Source organism: Virgibacillus sp. GM2-2 (assembly GCF_055329585.1).
This window is the reverse complement of record NZ_JBUZWC010000002.1, coordinates 79,380-97,165: the sequence shown is the minus strand read 5'-3', so window position 1 is coordinate 97,165 and position 17,786 is coordinate 79,380. Positions and strand designations below refer to the sequence as shown.

Annotated in this window: 15 protein-coding genes, 1 other RNA gene and 1 other annotated feature; of the genes, 4 read left to right on the top strand and 12 right to left on the bottom strand. The window is 36.7% G+C overall.

Annotated features, from left to right (window positions below):
• Window positions 1-35 precede the first annotated feature (35 nt).
• Complete coding sequence (locus ACY9Z2_RS04200) at window positions 36-695, top strand: RsfA family transcriptional regulator (protein WP_463608366.1); 660 nt, start codon at window positions 36-38, stop codon at window positions 693-695.
• A 411-nt stretch (window positions 696-1,106) separates the two neighbouring features.
• On the opposite strand, the gene ssrS is transcribed toward ACY9Z2_RS04200, so the two are convergent.
• From ssrS to ACY9Z2_RS04180, 4 genes are all read right to left on the bottom strand, one after another.
• Window positions 1,107-1,296, bottom strand: a non-coding RNA gene (gene ssrS, locus ACY9Z2_RS04195) — 6S RNA.
• Between the two features lie 95 nt (window positions 1,297-1,391).
• A complete protein-coding gene (aspS, locus tag ACY9Z2_RS04190) occupies window positions 1,392-3,182 on the bottom strand; it encodes an aspartate--tRNA ligase (RefSeq protein WP_463608365.1) in 1,791 nt (596 codons plus the stop codon).
• Window positions 3,182-4,465, bottom strand: a complete 1,284-nt coding sequence (gene hisS, locus ACY9Z2_RS04185; RefSeq protein ID WP_463608364.1) for a histidine--tRNA ligase — start codon at window positions 4,463-4,465, stop codon at window positions 3,182-3,184. The genes aspS and hisS overlap by 1 nt, the downstream gene beginning before the upstream one ends.
• A gap of 49 nt (window positions 4,466-4,514) precedes the next feature.
• Window positions 4,515-4,729, bottom strand: a binding site (T-box leader).
• A 53-nt stretch (window positions 4,730-4,782) separates the two neighbouring features.
• Window positions 4,783-4,956 (bottom strand): hypothetical protein, encoded by a 174-nt coding sequence (locus tag ACY9Z2_RS04180; protein ID WP_463608363.1) that lies wholly within the window; start codon window positions 4,954-4,956, stop codon window positions 4,783-4,785.
• A gap of 97 nt (window positions 4,957-5,053) precedes the next feature.
• Between ACY9Z2_RS04180 and ACY9Z2_RS04175 the strand changes: the two genes are divergently transcribed.
• Window positions 5,054-6,115: an N-acetylmuramoyl-L-alanine amidase family protein gene (locus ACY9Z2_RS04175; RefSeq protein ID WP_463608362.1), complete on the top strand. Its 1,062-nt coding sequence runs from the start codon at window positions 5,054-5,056 to the stop codon at window positions 6,113-6,115.
• Between the two features lie 83 nt (window positions 6,116-6,198).
• Here the strand turns inward: ACY9Z2_RS04175 and dtd are convergent, their stop codons facing one another.
• The 7 genes from dtd to ACY9Z2_RS04140 all read right to left on the bottom strand — a co-directional run bounded on the left by dtd (window position 6,199) and on the right by ACY9Z2_RS04140 (window position 15,275).
• A complete protein-coding gene (gene dtd / locus ACY9Z2_RS04170) occupies window positions 6,199-6,645 on the bottom strand; it encodes a D-aminoacyl-tRNA deacylase (protein ID WP_463608361.1) in 447 nt (148 codons plus the stop codon).
• Between the two features lie 150 nt (window positions 6,646-6,795).
• Window positions 6,796-8,997 carry a RelA/SpoT family protein gene (locus ACY9Z2_RS04165; RefSeq protein WP_463608360.1) on the bottom strand — a complete coding sequence of 734 codons (2,202 nt, stop codon included), beginning with the start codon at window positions 8,995-8,997 and terminating at the stop codon, window positions 6,796-6,798.
• 297 nt (window positions 8,998-9,294) lie between these two features.
• A complete protein-coding gene (locus ACY9Z2_RS04160) occupies window positions 9,295-9,807 on the bottom strand; it encodes an adenine phosphoribosyltransferase (protein WP_463608359.1) in 513 nt (170 codons plus the stop codon).
• On the bottom strand, window positions 9,797-12,133 hold the full coding sequence (gene recJ, locus ACY9Z2_RS04155; RefSeq protein WP_463608358.1) for a single-stranded-DNA-specific exonuclease RecJ: 2,337 nt from the start codon (window positions 12,131-12,133) through the stop codon (window positions 9,797-9,799). Before recJ ends, ACY9Z2_RS04160 begins: the two co-directional genes overlap by 11 nt.
• 56 nt (window positions 12,134-12,189) lie before the next feature.
• Entirely contained in the window at window positions 12,190-12,531 is a 342-nt protein-coding gene (locus tag ACY9Z2_RS04150; protein ID WP_463608357.1) for a LapA family protein, read from the bottom strand.
• Between the two features lie 122 nt (window positions 12,532-12,653).
• Window positions 12,654-14,924, bottom strand: a complete 2,271-nt coding sequence (gene secDF, locus ACY9Z2_RS04145) for a protein translocase subunit SecDF (protein ID WP_463608356.1) — start codon at window positions 14,922-14,924, stop codon at window positions 12,654-12,656.
• A gap of 60 nt (window positions 14,925-14,984) precedes the next feature.
• Complete coding sequence (locus ACY9Z2_RS04140) at window positions 14,985-15,275, bottom strand: post-transcriptional regulator (protein WP_463608355.1); 291 nt, start codon at window positions 15,273-15,275, stop codon at window positions 14,985-14,987.
• Window positions 15,276-15,398: 123 nt separating this feature from the next.
• Here ACY9Z2_RS04140 and spoVB point away from each other — a divergent pair, with 123 nt between their 5' ends.
• Together spoVB and ACY9Z2_RS04130 are read left to right on the top strand one after the other, a co-directional pair.
• Complete coding sequence (gene spoVB, locus ACY9Z2_RS04135) at window positions 15,399-16,952, top strand: stage V sporulation protein B (protein ID WP_463608354.1); 1,554 nt, start codon at window positions 15,399-15,401, stop codon at window positions 16,950-16,952.
• Between the two features lie 68 nt (window positions 16,953-17,020).
• On the top strand, window positions 17,021-17,401 hold the full coding sequence (locus ACY9Z2_RS04130) for a TIGR04086 family membrane protein (protein WP_463608353.1): 381 nt from the start codon (window positions 17,021-17,023) through the stop codon (window positions 17,399-17,401).
• 99 nt (window positions 17,402-17,500) lie between these two features.
• Here the strand turns inward: ACY9Z2_RS04130 and yajC are convergent, their stop codons facing one another.
• The gene (gene yajC / locus ACY9Z2_RS04125) at window positions 17,501-17,770 is read right to left on the bottom strand and encodes a preprotein translocase subunit YajC (RefSeq protein WP_463608352.1); all 270 of its coding nucleotides are present in this window, start codon (window positions 17,768-17,770) and stop codon (window positions 17,501-17,503) included.
• Window positions 17,771-17,786: the final 16 nt, after the last annotated feature.

Genomic DNA, 17,786 nt, shown 5'->3' with positions numbered 1-17,786 from the left:
AATTAGTTGCCGAAGTAAAAGGAGCTGAAAATATAATGGTTAAAGTTAGACAAGACGCATGGTCTCATGAAGATGATTTACTATTAGCAGAAACAGTATTACGTCATATCCGTGAAGGAAGTACCCAACTAAATGCATTTGAAGAAGTCGGTGATCATTTAAATCGTACTTCTGCAGCATGTGGATTTAGATGGAACGCAGAAGTTAGAAACAAATATGACCATGCTATTGATCTCGCAAAAAGACAACGAAAAGAGAAAAAGCGTGCCGTCGCTGTTGCTGTCCAATCACAAAAACGTTCGGTTAGCCAGCTAGAACACACAGTAAACCAAACAAACGAAGAACTGACAAAAGATCAACCAAGTGAATCTGTTAAATTAACGATGGATACGGTGATAGGTTATCTAAAGCAAGTCAAGAAAGAAAACCAATCTTCCAATCAATCAAGAGTAACTGTCGAAAAGTTAGAAAAAGAGAATCAAGAATTACGAAATCATGTTAGTGACTTAGAAAAGAAACTATCAGTGACAGAAAAACAATTGAATTCTATTCAAGAAGACTATCAAGTTTTCATTCAAATTATGGAACGGGCAAGGAAAATGACTGTTTTAGACGATCAAGGACCAGTCAAAACTCCAGCGTTTAGAATGGACAAAAACGGAAACCTTCAACAAGTTGCAAACGGTAATAATTAATTAGAAAAGCGAAGGCGACTGGTTAGCGACGTACAAATAGATAGGCAGGTGAAAAGTAGGGTGTTCTCCCCCTACGTTCATCCTGACTATCTATTTGCTAGACGCTAGGTGCCGTAGCTAGACAAGGAAAAGCGAAGGCGACTGGTTAGAAGCGGACGCATAAGCAAGGAACCGTAAAACGCGTGGGGTTATGGAAGTTCAACTAAGACCGCCACATCCTGTGGCAACATTGAACTACCCCACTTCCTGTGGGGCAGAAGTGTTCATTGCTTATGACGGCAGCTTCTAGGAGCCGCAGCTAGACAAGGAAAAGCGAAGGCGACTGGTTAGCGGAAATATGTAGCATCTTATTAAATAAAAAGCTGACATATTCGTGTTTACACGTTATGTCAGCTTTTTTCTATGTATGCTTTTAATCCCGATCGTGCCGTCAAAATCTTTGTTTTGATCCCGCTCTCGGCAGGTGGGTGCCTTGTTCTATACCTATTATGCTTCCTCTTTAAGTAAGTTAAAGGCTTGCACGCAACACAGAAACGATGGGGCTCCCAAGTATAAAAATGTTCGGTCAAAACGTTTTTATAGACAAACACATCAGGATTAAATGCAATATTTAAGTGTAAAATAATCTTAACACAGTCATTTTATTTTATCAATATAGACAATTGTGAAAATTAGATTACATATATGACGTTATTTTTACAAGTGATCTTTTTTCTCATTTTTTTTACTCAGTTGAATAGAAAGCTCATCTAGCTGAGTATGTGCTACCTCACTTGGTGCATCTGTCAATAAATCGGATGCTGAGGCAGTTTTAGGAAATAAAATGGTATCACGCATGTTTGAAGTTCCAGCTAAAAGCATGATAATTCTATCTAACCCAAGTGCTATTCCACCATGTGGTGGAGCACCATAATCTAAAGCATCTAATAAAAAGCCAAATTGCTCCTTCGCTTCTTCTGGTGTAAATCCAAGTACTTCAAACATTTTATCTTGTTGTTCCCGCTTATAAATACGAAGTGATCCTCCACCTAGTTCATAACCATTTAACACCAAGTCATATGCTTTTGCACGAACATTTGCAGGATCAGTAGATAGTTTGTCAACATCCTCATCCATTGGCATAGTAAATGGATGATGAGCAGCGTGATACCTTCCTGCATCTTCATCGTACTCAAATAGCGGCCAATCGGTTACCCATAAGAAATTATACTTGCTTTCATCAATTAAGTTTAGCTCTTTACCTAGTTTAATTCGCAGTGCACCTAAACTGTCATAAACTACCGACGATTTATCGGCTACAAATAACAGTAGATCTCCAACGTCAGATTCAGCTTTTTTGCTAATTTCTTGGATCTCTTCTTCAGATAAAAACTTTGAAATTGGTCCCTTTACTCCATCCTCTTCTACTTTAAGCCAAGCTAAACCTTTGGCACCATAAACATTAACAAACTCCGTTAGCTTATCAATGTCTTTACGAGAATAATTTGCTGCCTGACCTTTAACATTAAGTAATGATACTTTACCCCCACTAGTCACAGCACTACGAAAAACCTTAAATGAAGAATCGTTTACTTCTTCAGAAACATCAATCAATTCCATCCCAAAACGAGTATCAGGCTTATCTGATCCAAAACGTTCCATTGCGTCTTTGTATTTCATTCTCGGTAATGGTAATGAAAGATCCATATTTTTAACTTCCTTCATTACTTTTAGCATCATTTGTTCAGTCATTTCCATTATTTCATCACTCGTCATAAACGAGGTCTCAATATCTACCTGTGTAAATTCTGGTTGTCTATCAGCTCGTAAGTCTTCATCACGGAAACAGCGAGCTATTTGGTAATACTTTTCAAATCCAGATACCATGATTAATTGTTTAAATAACTGTGGTGACTGTGGCAATGCGTAAAATTCGCCTGCATGTACCCTGCTTGGTACTAAGTAATCCCTTGCCCCTTCTGGTGTACTTTTTGTTAAAATAGGCGTTTCCATTTCGAGAAATTCATTATCATTTAAGAAATTACGAATAACTTGTGTAGTACGATGACGTAATTTAAATGTTTCTTGTAATGGACTTCTGCGTAAATCCATATAACGATATTTAAGACGAAGATCTTCTGAAACATCTGTCTCGTCTTGTATGATAAACGGTGGGTTTTTTGACTTGTTAATAATGGTAAGATTATGAACTACTACTTCTATATCGCCCGTGTCCATTGTATTATTAATGGTAGTTTCATCACGCCTTACCACCTGTCCCTTAACCTCAACAACAAACTCGCTTCGGACTGATTCAGCAATGGTTAAAGCTTCTTTCGAAATTTCTGGGTTAAACACAATTTGAACAATTCCAGACTTATCGCGTAAATCGATAAAAATCAAGCCGCCTAAGTCACGTCTTTTTTGCACCCACCCTTTTAACAAGACATTCTCATCAATATGTGTGGTTCTTAGTGTACCAGCTGAGGTACGTTTTAGTTGTTCCATTAGGAAATGCCTCCTTTAATAGCTTCTTTCATATACGTTACTATTTCGGCAATAGAAACTTCCGATTGTTCACCAGTTTCCATCGATTTTACATTAACTATTTGTTTTGTAACCTCTTCGTCTCCTAAAATAAGGACAAATTTCGCTTTAAAACGATCTGCTGCTTTAAATTGGCCTTTCATTTTTCGACCTTGATAATCTCGATCCACCTGAATGCCGTTTTCGCGCAATTTGTGTACCAATCCAACAGATTCTATTTCTGCATCATCACCAAGCGAAACTAAAAAACAATCCAACTGCTCCTCAATAGGTAATTCAATGTTTTCTGCTTCTAATGCCATTAGCAGTCTTTCTAATCCCATTCCAAATCCGATTCCAGGTGTATTCGGACCTCCTAAGTCTTCTACCAAACCGTTATATCTTCCACCGCCTGCAAGAGTAGTAATAGAACCGAATCCATCTGCTTCACTCATTATTTCAAATGCTGTGTGGTTATAATAATCTAGACCACGAACCAGATTTTTATCGACTGTATAGCTAATATTCATCTTATCTAAATAAGTCTTTACTTTTTCAAAATATAGACGAGAGTCATCATTCAAAAAGTCGAGAATCGATGGCGCCGTTTTCATTGCCGGATGATTGCGATCGGTTTTGCAATCTAAAATTCGTAACGGATTTTGTGTCAAACGTGTTTGACAATCCTTACACAGCTCTTCTTTGTGCGGTGAAAAATGTTCTACTAAAGCATCCCGATAAGCTTTCCTACTTTCATTATCGCCAAGACTATTAATAACAAGCTTTAACGACTTTAATCCAAGTGATTGATAGCAAGACATTGCTAGATCAATTACCTCAGCATCTACAGCGGGGTCTGCACTCCCCATTGCCTCGACACCAAATTGATTCAATTGTCGCATTCTACCTTTTTGTGGGCGTTCATAGCGAAACATTTGGCCAAAATAAAATAATTTAACCGGTTGGTTAGGTGAGCCAAATAATTTATTTTCAACAAATGCACGAACTACCGCTGCAGTTCCTTCTGGGCGTAGTGTTAAACTTCTTCCACCTCGGTCTTCAAAAGTATACATCTCTTTTTGTACGATATCCGTTGAATCGCCAACTCCCCGTTGAAATAATTCCGTGTGTTCGAACAACGGTGTTCGGATTTCATCGTAGTTAAATTTTTCACACACATTTTTAATTACGTTCTCTACATATTGCCATTTTCTTGATTCGTCAGGTAAAATATCTACGGTACCGCGTGGAGCTTTAATGTTCATGGTTCTTCCTCCTAAAAAAATATATAAAAAAACTCCCATCCCAATATAAAAAAGGGACGAGAGTTACCCGCGTTGCCACCCTAGTTGATGCTGATGCATCCACTCTTCACAGTTAACGCCTGCAAAACGTCTTAACCTACTTAGTTTCGATTAAGAGCCTACGGAATGTCTTTCGATAAGTTAGTATGTGAAAATGCTCGCAGCCTATGGCATATTCTCTCTGAACATATGGAACTTATCTACTTTTTCCATCAATGGTTTGTATATTGTCGATTTATATAGAATGATTATAATCATAATCGCAACCCGCTATTATGTCAAGCACGATTTATCTTTTTCTTTAATTGTTTGACTTCACCTAATGAAATTCCTAATTCTGTTGCTATCTCCATATGATTTGCGTGGTCATGTATCTCTAAAAACCGATGTAAATTAATATCGTTTAAATCCGAATTCATTGCCTGTTTCCACTGTCTATCCGTTACGCGCATTTTTTATTCCCTCCATTACATCTATCTTTGCCTAATTTTAGTATTTCTATTAAAATAAAACATGATACATATTAGGTCGTTATTAGGGGGAAAAGATTTGCGCACGCTAAAGGTTCTCATATTATCGCTTTCTATGTTACTTTTGCTAACTGCCATGACTAGTCCTAGCAAGGTTAAAGAAGCGATCATTGATACGGAAATACTAAATGTACGGAATGGTCCAGGTACGAATTTTGAAGAAATCGCAGAGGTTCATCTGAATGAATCGTATCCTATTTTGCAACAGAAAGATGATTGGGTCGAAATTCAATTGGATTCTACAACCGGATGGATTACTACAGAATATATCTCAATTCGTGAAGGAAAAAACGTAGATCAAACTACCAATCACAATACCAACGAAGCGTCAATTCAATCTATTACCATAGAGTATGATAACACCCATCTACGAAGTGGGCCATCATCAGAATATGAAATCGTACATCTTGCAGACAAAGGAGATAAATTTGACGTTATTGGTGAAACAAAGAAATGGTATGAGGTTCAACAGGGTGATATCAAGGGATTCTTAAATAAATCATTCATCAATCAATCGGAAAATGGTGAAGCAACAGGTATTGAAAACAAAACTATAGTGATTGACGCCGGTCATGGAGGCCGTGACGTTGGAGCAATCGGGGCTAGTGGCACATATGAAAAAGACATTGCATATAAAACGTCACTTGAACTTATGCAAGAATTAACGATTTTAGGTGCTAATGTTGTGCTCACCCGTCCAGAAGATGAATTTATTTCCTTAGGGAGTCGGACAAGCTTTGCAAACGTTGCTGATACCGACGCATTCATTAGTATACATTATAATAGCACCCCAGCATTACCAGATGTAACTGGAATTGGAACATATTATTATCATGGGCAAAACAAAAAGCTAGCGCAATATGTTCAAAAAGAATTAATCAAGGAAACAAATGCAAATGATCGTGGGGTTGCGTATGGAAACTTCTTTGTAATCAGACAAACCTTCAAACCAGCAATACTTGTAGAATTGGGATTTATATCAAATAAAGAGAAAGAACAACTACTACAAACGAACGCGTATCAAAAGAAATTAGTGCAAGGTATGGTGAATGGCTTACTTAAATACTTTGCGAATGAATAATGAAATCAAGCTTAGGTCAACTATTGTTTCGTCTAAACTCTATATAAATTAAAACAAGATCCGATCAAATGATCGGATCTTGTTTATTTCTCATTACTATCTATGATAAAAGTGGCTGGACCTACATTGGTAAGCTGTACATTCATCATCTCACCAAATTCACCAGTTTCCACATGAATACCCTGCTCGCTAATTAATTGGTTAGTAGCTTGGTATAATTCGTTTGCATGGTCTGGCTTTGCTGCATCCACAAAACTTGGTCGTCTACCTTTTTTAACATTTCCATATAAAGTAAACTGTGAAATAGATAATATTTTTCCTTCAACATCTTTTAGGGATAAATTCATTTTATTTTCTTGATCCTCAAAGATACGTAGATTAATTACTTTGTTCACAATATAGGAAGCATCTTCAAGGTTATCTTCATGTGTCACGCCCAACAGCATTACCAATCCATTGTCAATTTCACCAGTTACTTTACCGTTAATCGTAACACTAGCGTTGACCGCGCGTTGAATAATTGCTCGCATCTTGAAACTCCTTTTTACAGAAAGTATATACAAAAGTATTTCTAGTTACGTTCCCACAAGCTACAATCATAATAAACGAGCATTCGTATGCAAACTGCACTCTACATGTTTTTGTTTATGCACCGTTTTGACCGATGGCCATCACATTTCTTATTGTAAGGTTCTCGTAACCGTATAAACTTCTTTAATTTGTTTGATTCGTTCAACGATTTTTCGTAAATGATTCGTATTGTGAATCAAAATAGTAATATGAATGATTGCCATTTTATTTCGATCTGAACGACCTGTCACTTGTGTGATATTTGTTTTTGTTTCATTTACAGCTTGAAGTACTTCGTTTAAGAGACCTCGACGATCATATCCTGAAATTTCCAAATCAACATGATATTGTTTCTTATCGCGTTGATCAGCTTCCCATTCTACGTGTAGAAAACGTTGTTTCGCATCTTCTGTTTGGACATTTGGACAATCAGCACGATGAACCGAAACACCTCTGCCCTTCGTAATATAACCAATAATGTCATCGCCAGGTACAGGATTACAACATTTGGATAATCGAACTAGTAAATTATCAACTCCAGCTACTTTAACACCGGAATCCCGTTTATGCGGTTTACTTGTTTTGGATTCTTTTTTTACTTCCTCTAACGTTTGTTCTAGGTCTTGTTCTTTTAATTTAGACTGACGTATCTTATCCGTTAACCGTGTAGCAATCAACGCCGCGGTAATACCTTGATATCCAACAGCTGCATACATATCATCTTCATTCGAAAAATTAAATTTCTCATACACACGCTGTAGATTTTCCTGCGTTAGTGCATCTTTTGGCTCAATTCCCAATGCACGGATTTCTTTATCAACCATCTCTTTCCCTTTTGAAATGTTCTCTTCACGTCGCTGTTTCTTAAAAAATTGTTTAATTTTATTTTTTGCTTGTGAAGTTTGGGTGACTTTTAGCCAGTCTTGTGATGGTCCATAAGAATGCTTGGATGTCATAACGTCAATAATGTCGCCATTTTGCAGTTTATAGTCAAGTGGCTCCATTTTTCCATTTACTTTTGCACCAATCGTTTTATTACCAATTTCTGTATGAATTCTATAGGCAAAATCAAGCGGCACTGATCCAGATGGCAGCTCAATTACATCACCTTTTGGAGTAAATACATATACCATATCTGAGAATAAATCTACCTTCAATGACTCCATAAATTCTTCCGCATCGTGTGTCTCATTTTGCCATTCGAGAATTTCACGGAACCAGGTAAGCTTTTCTTCAAACGACTTTTTATCTTTATTTAATTGCTTTCCTTCTTTGTAGGCCCAATGAGCCGCAATTCCATACTCAGAGATTTCATGCATTTCTTTCGTACGGATTTGCACTTCAAGTGGATCGCCTTTTGGACCAATCACTGTTGTATGAAGTGATTGATATAAATTTGGTTTCGGCATTGCTATATAATCTTTAAAACGTCCTGGCATCGGTTTCCAACACGTATGAATAATTCCTAGTACGGCATAACAATCCTTAATACTATCCACAATTATTCGGACAGCAAGTAAATCATAAATTTCAGTAAATTGTTTGTTCTGTTTAATCATTTTCCGATAAATACTATATAGGTGCTTTGGCCGTCCAGAAATATCTGCTTCGATATTTACTTCTTTAACCTGTTTCTGTACTTGTTCCATTACATCTTTAATATATGATTCACGTTGATCTCTTTTTTGTTTCATTAACTGAACAATTCGATAATATTGTTGAGGGTTTAGATATCGTAAAGCTATATCTTCTAACTCCCACTTCATAGTCGATATCCCTAACCTATGTGCAAGTGGTGCAAATATTTCCAACGTTTCATTGGCTTTTTTTCGTTGCTTTTCAGGGGGAAGATGCTTTAACGTTCGCATATTGTGTAACCGGTCTGCTAATTTAATTAAAATAACACGAATATCTTTTGCCATCGCAACAAACATTTTACGATGATTCTCTGCTTGGATTGCTTCCTTTGATTTATACTTGATTTTACCTAACTTCGTTACTCCATCCACTAGCATAGCTACTTCATGGTTAAAATGTTCTTCTAACTCTTCTAATGTAATATCTGTATCCTCTACAACATCATGCAAAAAACCACCAGCAATAGTTTCCGGATCCATTTCCAATTCAACCAATATCCCCGCAACCTGTACCGGATGGATAATATATGGCTCGCCAGACTTTCTGAACTGATCTCTATGTGCATGCTCAGCGAACTCGTATGCACGTCTAATAAACGCTGCATCATCTTCTGATAGATACGCACGAGCTTTTTGAATTACATCTTCACTTGTTAATAAATTTTCTTTAGCCATGAGATCACCTTATTTGTTATAGAGAATAATCAATCAATTGCAAGACTCGACAAGTCTCCAACTATAAAACACTTAAATTATACATAACACAATATTTCTATTAAAGTCATTCATTACTTACTAGTGAAAAATATGTTTCTTATTAGTATCGAAAATTTTAAGCTAAATGTAAAGCAATAACCATCAAGTAGGGAAGATAATTATGTATCTGCCGATGATCAATATTTATCTCAACGAATAAATAATTGGCCTGACGAAAATGGTTCTATCGTCAGACCATTGGAAGTTAACATGCAATTAATAGCGCATAAGCGTTAATACATCATAACCATCTAGCTTATTTAAACCGTCTAAGTAGGTTAGTTCTATTAAAAATGCGCATCCTACTACAATACCACCTAGCTCTTCAACTAATTTAATCGTTGCTTCAATAGTTCCACCTGTCGCTAGTAAATCATCTGTAATTAAAACTCTTTGTCCAGGCTTTATTGCATCTTTATGAATGGTTAAAACGTTTTTCCCGTACTCTAAGCCATAGTCAACCTTTATAACTTCCCGTGGTAACTTACCTTCTTTACGAACTGGTGCAAACCCAACTTGTAAAGCATACGATACTGGACAACCAATAATAAATCCGCGTGCTTCTGGTCCAACTACGATATCTATTTCCTTTTCCTTTGCAAAATCCACTATTTCATCTACTGCTGATTTAAAAGCTTCACCATTATCCATTAATGGTGTAATGTCTTTGAATTGAACGCCTTTTTTTGGCCAATCCTCTACTATTTTAATATATTTTTTATAATCCATAGGTAAGCTCCTCCTCAGGAATCTCCACGGTTTCCATTACTTGCTGAAACCACTGTTTTAACTCGTTATAGTTTGAATAATAAAGCTTTTTCTCCATGTCACTTTGTTCTAAATGTTGCTTGTATAAATTCGATTCGTGTAATTGTCTCTTAATAGGGCTGTTACTAGGTTTTACAAGTCCATTATCTATCGTAACAAATTCCAGTTCAAAAAACACCTGTAACATAAAGTTTATACGTTCATTCGTCCATCCGAATGACTTCATTAATGCTGGTGAATCTTCAGAAAGGTTAATATAACCGCGTTTAATAATCAATGCATAAAGCTTCTTGAAATCCTCTCTAGAAGGAAACGCTGTTAAATAGTGACTATTTTTTAAGTAAAAGCATAGATGTATATTTACTGGTTTTACCATTTGTAATAGAGTGCTTAGTTCATCAATCGTATCTGGTAAATCGAATAGAAAAACGGTATCAACAGTGTCATAAGGTATATGATCCGCTATGTATGGCACTGTATTATAATTAGTTGGCACTTGTTTCATGCGGTTTTCAACATCTTTTCCAATTAGTAGATAGTTATTCGAGTTTCGAATAAAAGGGGCGATGTCTACTTGCTGCTTGCCTCGATGGTCAAATAACTGCCATCCTTCAATTTTTACATCTTGTATCATTATTTGTGCCTTACGCATCCCATTCCATTCATTTATTCCAAGCTCACCTACTACAGAAAGTGGATTTTTCTCAGAAATGAAAGGAAATTGTTCACCTAGTCCGAACCCAATTCCGTCTATCGCTAAGGCATCTTGTTTAAATTGGATTTTCAAATGATTTTGTGTAGATCCAATCTTACGAACTGTGGATGGTAGATGATTCAGATGGAAAATAGGCTTTGGGTTTGCCATTCCAAATGGTGCTAATTGATTAATTTCTGCTACAAGCTCTTCGTTTATTTCTTGAAGGGACAACGTTTTATTAATCACTATTTCTTGTTTAAAGTCATCAGATGAAAGCTTTGATAAAACCATCTGATTTAATGATTCTCGTAAAACAGAGACATTTTCTATCGGTAACGTCATACCTGCTGCCTGGGAGTGCCCACCAAAATGAGTAAAATACTCTCTAACTTGCATACAATTTTTGAATAAATCAAATGCCGGTATGCTTCTAGCTGATCCTTTAGCAGTACCTTTTTCATGATTGATTGACAATACTATTGCTGGTCGATCGTATTTCCTTACTAACTTCGATGCCACAATTCCTAGAACGCCCTCGTTCCATCCCTCTTTGGCAACAATTGTTATACCTAAATCTTCTTCTGTGTTGACTAGCAATTCTGCTTCTTTAACAATGTTCGCAACAATTCGCTGACGTTCCTTATTTAATTCCTGAACGACTTCAGCTAAATGCTCTGCCTCATCAAAGTCCTTTGTCATTAACATTTCTACAGCGAGACCAGCATCTTGTAGTCGTCCAACCGCGTTTATACGGGGGCCAATTAGAAATCCAACATCTTCTTCCGTTACAGTTCCTTCAATTTTACACTGTTTCTTTAATGCTTTTAGTCCAGGTCTTTTTGTTTTCGTTAGCATTTGTAAGCCATAATAGGCCAGAATTCTATTTTCATTAACAAGCGGTACCAAATCGGCAATTGTTCCTATTGCTACCAAATCTAATAAATGCTCTGGAAAGTAACCCAGCAAGCTCTGAGCAAATTTAAATGCTACTCCAACCCCAGCTAGCTCTTTAAATGGATATTCAGCCGAGCACTTCGGATGCAAGATAGCTAAGGCTTGTGGTATTTCGTCTTGCACTTCATGGTGATCGGTAATGATTAGATCAATTCCAAGTTCAGTAGCGAGTTTCGCTTCATTGACGGAGGCAATTCCGCAGTCAACTGTAATAATAAGGCTAAAGCCCTGTTCCTTTGCATATGCAAAAGCTTGCTCATTTGGCCCATATCCTTCCGTGAATCTATTTGGTATATAATAATCACATTGAGCTCCGAGCTCTAGTAATGCAGACATTAAAAGTGTTGTAGAACTGACACCATCTGCATCATAATCACCAAATACAAGAATTTTTTCATCTTGTTCAATGGCTTTATGTACTCGTTCACTAGCGATTTCCATTCCATTCATTTTTTGTGGATCAAATAGATTCGTAACTTCAGGGGATAGAAACCTTCTTGCTTCCTGTATATCACTTATACCTCTTTGTACTAGTAATTCTTTAACCACAGGGGACAAATCTGTTGACTCTCCTGTCCAGCATGCTGTATCAACTTCGTTCTCAGTAAACTTCCATTTCGCTTTGCTTTTTAACATAAATTCACCCCTGACTCTCCTATTATACAAAAGGGAGCCAAGGGTCGCAATTAGTATTATTTATCTTCAGTTGTGATAGGTTCTTGTTCAGAACCGTTTGATCCACCATCTTCTGTGAGTAGGTCAGTGGAAGAATGTTCGATAGAATCTTTCCGTAGCCGCTCATTCTCTTTGCGTAAAGCTTTTATTTCACGTTGCAAACGAAACACTCTTACGATTCCAACAGCAGCCATAATGATACAACCCATCAAGACAGAAAATAATATAACAAAAATTAGTGGCGCTTCACCTGAGCCAAATAAATAATTAACTTCCACAGGATCAACGTTTATTACAGCAAAAATAGCTACTATAATAATAAAAATAATAGCGAATATGACATATGTTTGTCCCTTCATTATGTATCCTCCTTTAGACTAATATATGGATAAAATACCCTATTTTAACATTACTTAATCAAAAACCCTTGTTGAATAGTAAACAACAAGGGTTTTTTAGAGAACTTGGCTTACTGCCAAGCTTAAACTTGTGGTCCTTCTGTACGTTTCTTTTTCTCAAATACAACAGGCTTTTCCTTAATCATTTTCCCTCTCCATACTAACCATAACTGAGAAGCAAGGAATAGGGATGAGTAAGTACCAGCAAGAAGTCCTACCATAAGGGCAATAGCGAAACCAGAAATCGATTCTGCTCCAAGAATAAGAAACGCTAGAACTGCAATCATCGTTGTAACTGTAGTGTTAATACTACGTGTAAATGTTTGTACTAAACTTCGATTAACAATTAATGCAAGTTCCTTCATCGATTTCACACGTTTTTTCTTAATTAAATTTTCTCGAATTCGGTCAAATGTAACAATGGTATCGTTGATGGAGTAACCGACAATGGTTAAAATTGCCGCAACGATTATTACATCGAATTCTAGTTGGAAAATACTAAATATCGCAAGTACAAAAAATGCATCATGAACGAGCGCTATAATCGCAGTGATTGCAAAGAAAAACTCAAATCGGATCGCAACATAGATAATCATTCCGATGATAGCGATTCCTACAGAATACAATGCATTTTTTACAAGCTCTTCTCCGACAATAGATGAAACAACACTGACGTTTGGCTCATTACCATATTTTTTCATAAAATACGATTTAATTTCTGCGATTTTATCCTGCTCGAGAACGGTATCATAGCGTATGACAGCTATTTCTTTGTTTTCCCCAGCTAGGGTTACATTTTCTGTTTCCAAATTAAGTTCAGCTAGACTATCATTTACTTCTTCTGTTGTTAAACTATTTTCTGCTAAAACTTGAACCCTTGACCCCGATGAAAAGTCAATTCCAGGATTCAATTGGAACAGCAACATGGAAACCGCTCCTAGTATTACCATAATGCTTGAAGCGATAAAGAACTTTTTACGGTGTTGCACAACATTTACTTCACGGTTGAAAATTTTCGGCTCATATTCTGTTTTATCTTTGATATCCTTAATATCTTTTCGTTTAACACCAAACCATTCTGGGCGATCACGGAAAAACTTCACCTTAATCCATAATGCCATTAATAATCTTGAACCATATACCGCTGTAACAAAACTTACTAGGATACTAATGATTAACATAGTTGCAAACCCTTTTACAGAGCTTGTACCAAAGTAGAATAATATCCCCGCAGCAAGTATAGTCGTTATATTTGCATCTAAAATCGTTGATAGAGAGTTTTTATTACCCGCTTTAAATGCAGCAGAAATAGATTTACCTTCTCTCAGCTCTTCTTTAATTCGCTCATTCGTAATAACATTGGCATCTACTGCCATACCTACACCTAAAATTAATGCTGCAATACCTGACAGTGTTAATACCCCGTTTAATAATTCAAACACTACAAGGATCATATAAATATAAATACTTAAATTGATTGCAGCGATCAATCCTGGAAAACGGTAGTAAAAAATCATAAACAAAAAGATTAGTCCGATACCAACGATACCAGCAAATACAGTTTTGTTTAATGCCTGTTCACCAAACTGAGCACCAACAGATGTAGAGTATTTCTCAACCAAATTAACTGGCAGTGACCCTGCATTAATTATCTCAGCTAACCGCTGAGCAGATTCTATTGTAAAATTACCAGTAATTTGTACATTGGCTGTATTAAGTGTTTCGGTAACCTGTGGAGCAGATACGTATTTGGGATCCGCTGTTCCGTATTCTTCAGCGAATGAATCTCCTTCCTCGAAATCCATCCAAATAACTAATAGGTTATCTGCATACGGTGTATCCGGATTTTGCATTTGTTTAATTTTACTCGTTACATCTGCAAATTCGGAAGCATCCTTCAATTGCAAGGTTACAATTGGTTCGTTCGTTTGAGAACTGAAATCCTGTTGAGCACTGCCTTCTACAATATCTGTTCCGTTTAAATATTCTTTATCATTTACGTCGCGAAACGATAATCTAGCAGAAGTTGCCAATATCTCTCGTGCTTCGGTTTGGTCTTCGACTCCTGCCAACTGAACACGAATTCTACTGTCTCCTTCAATATTAATGTTCGCTTCACTAATACCAAGTCTATTAACACGTTCTGTAAGGGTTTGGACAGTCGCTTCGAGAACCTTGCGATTTACTTCTTGTCCATCTTCAATTGGATCGACTTCATACAATACCTCAAATCCACCTTGAAGATCTAAACCTAAATTAATATCCTTCACAATACCCATTACCGTTGTTCCAATCGTTCCTGCTGCCAGTAGAACGATTAGAAAAAAGGCAATAATTCTACTTCTATTCTTCATTCACTAAGTGCCTCCCTTTTCTCACAAAACCCAATCATATGTATTTCCTAATCATTTTTGTCAATCCTGAATGTTGGTAATCGCCTGTATAGAGGCCATCAGATCATCATCTTCATATGCTTTAACCGTTAGATAGCTTAAATAGATATTTGAAGCGAGATGAAAAATGTCTTGGACAACTTCATATATACGTTTAGGTGGATTACCTTTCCAAACTTTTTGTACCAAGCAATTCCATATCTCTTCTGTTGTAGCATGTGTATATCCCATCAATTGAAATTCACTTTTTTTACTTTCTAAAGCAGGTTTCATTAAGGCCTTCCACTCGTTAACGCTACGAATAGTTTCCAATCCGCTCCCCCCAGTTCAGCTTTCAAAAATCTAAATTCTATCTTTAGTCATGCTTGGACACATCTATTGCATATATATCATTGTATATGAATTTTAACTATTTGAGAAGGCAGGGTTTTGATTATGACCAAACAAACCTTTTTACAGGGTACACTCATTTTAATTGCAGCAGGTATGATTACGCGTTTGTTAGGTTTTGTTAACCGAATTGTAGTGGCACGAATTATGGGTGAAGAGGGTGTTGGGTTATTTATGATGGCCCTACCTACCTTAATATTGCTGGTCACAATCACACAGCTAGGTTTACCAGTAGCGATTTCAAAACGAGTTGCAGAGGCTGATGCTGCAAATGATCAAGTTAAGATAAAAAAAATCCTTGTCGTTTCTTTAATTATTACAGGGTGTACAAGCCTTGTTGTGACAATATTAATGTATTTCTTTATTCCATTTATCGGAACAACATTATTAACAGATGACCGTACAATCATTCCACTATATGCGATCTGTCCAATCATTCCAATAATCGCAATATCTTCGGTTATACGCGGCTACTTTCAAGGTCTTCAGGATATGAGACCTCAAAGCTATGCACTTGTTATCGAGCAAATAGTCCGGATTATCTGCGTTGTTCTATTTGTTAAATTACTACTTCCATATGGAGTAGAGTATGCGGCTGCTGGTGCGATGATTAGTGCGCTTCTTGGTGAACTTGCTTCTCTAACCTTTATTCTCTATTTATTTAAGCGAAAGAAGATATTCAAGTTGCGATACCGTTTTTTTGGCTACTTAAAATCTAGTAAGAACACAATTTCTGAATTATTTTCCATTGCATTACCGAGCACCGGTAGTAGAATGATTGGCTCAATTTCCTATTTTATTGAACCCATTCTCGTAACACAAAGCTTAGCAATCGCAGGAATCGCGAGTAGCTTGGCCACTAAGCAATATGGTGAATTGACCGGTTACGTCTTGCCACTTTTATTTTTGCCAACGTTTATTACGAATTCTTTGTCGATTGCATTAGTTCCTTCCATCAGTGAGGCAGGGGCAAAACAACATAATTCACTCATCCATTATCGAATCCATCAGTCGATACGCATTTCATTTGCATCAGGGGCATTAGCGACAATCGTATTATCATTATTTGCTGCCCCAATTTTGTTATACATGTATGGAACAGACCATGCTAGTAGTTTTCTTGTTTTAATGGCACCTTTTTTTATTCTGCTTTATATACAATCACCGTTACAAGCTGCGTTACAAGCCTTGGATCTAGCAAAACCAGCAATGTGGAATAGTTTGACTGGAGCTTTTGTAAAATATACGGCTCTATTTGTACTAGCTTCTAGTCCGAAATTTGGAATAACTGGTGTTGCTCTTGCGATGATTATAGGAGTAGTGTTGGTAACCTTATTACATCTAGCAGCATTACGGAAAGCAATTAAATTCACTATTCCACTAATTGATATGGTTAAGATGGCAAGTTTACTTCTTGCTACCTGGTGGATTGGTAGAATGTTTAAAATGGTTTATCTGTCTAACTCAAACCTTTTACTGCTACTGGGGATATTCGTTGCATTGACAATGATTTATATCATACTTCTGTTCGCATTAAAATTTATTACGAAAGAAGAATTAAAGCAAATTCCTTTCTTTACAAAATGGATTGCAAAATAAATAGTTCGTCTATTTTTAAAATTGATGAATAAAATGACAGTAAATGGACAAACAGGGGAGGTAAGAACATGAAGAAACAACAATTCATTGCACTCTTGTATGGGTGGATTGTCATTCTTGGCCTGATTTTTGTATCGAGTATTGTAATTGCCCTTTTACTAAAATTCACACCGTTAAATGAGCCGACGTTATCATGGGTAACACTTGTAGTAGGATTAATTACATTATTAATTGGTGGCATCGTTGCTGGTACCAAAGGTAAGCGAAAAGGGTGGTTAATTGGAGGAGTAACTGGGCTTGGATTTACACTATTTACGTTCGCCGTTCAATACCTAGGTTATGAACAAGCCTTTTCAATGGAGCAAACATTGAATCATCTAGGATACATTCTAGTAGCAATTGTAGGCGGTATGATTGGTGTAAATGCAGTAGGAGAGAGTCAAGAATAGAAAAAGGATGATGACACCGCAATGGCGTCATCATCCTTTTCTTATGTTGTATCGAATTTGAACAACAGCATGTCCTATGTTAGCTTTTCCATGTGTCTATTATTCTGAAGCATGAGAACTAATAACTTCACGAATAGCAGAACGATCATATGTAAGCTTTACATTGTCGGCCGCAATAATAACGGTAGCTTCGTCGATTGCATGGATTGTACCATGAAATCCACCTATCGTGATTACTGAATCACCTTTTTTAAGATCTGATTGCATTTGTTTTACTTGCTTTTGACGCTTCTGTTGTGGACGAATCAACAAGAAGTAAAAAATAACAAACATTAAGATTATCGGAAGTAGACTATATAACGTTTCCAATTCGTTCCCCCCTCTC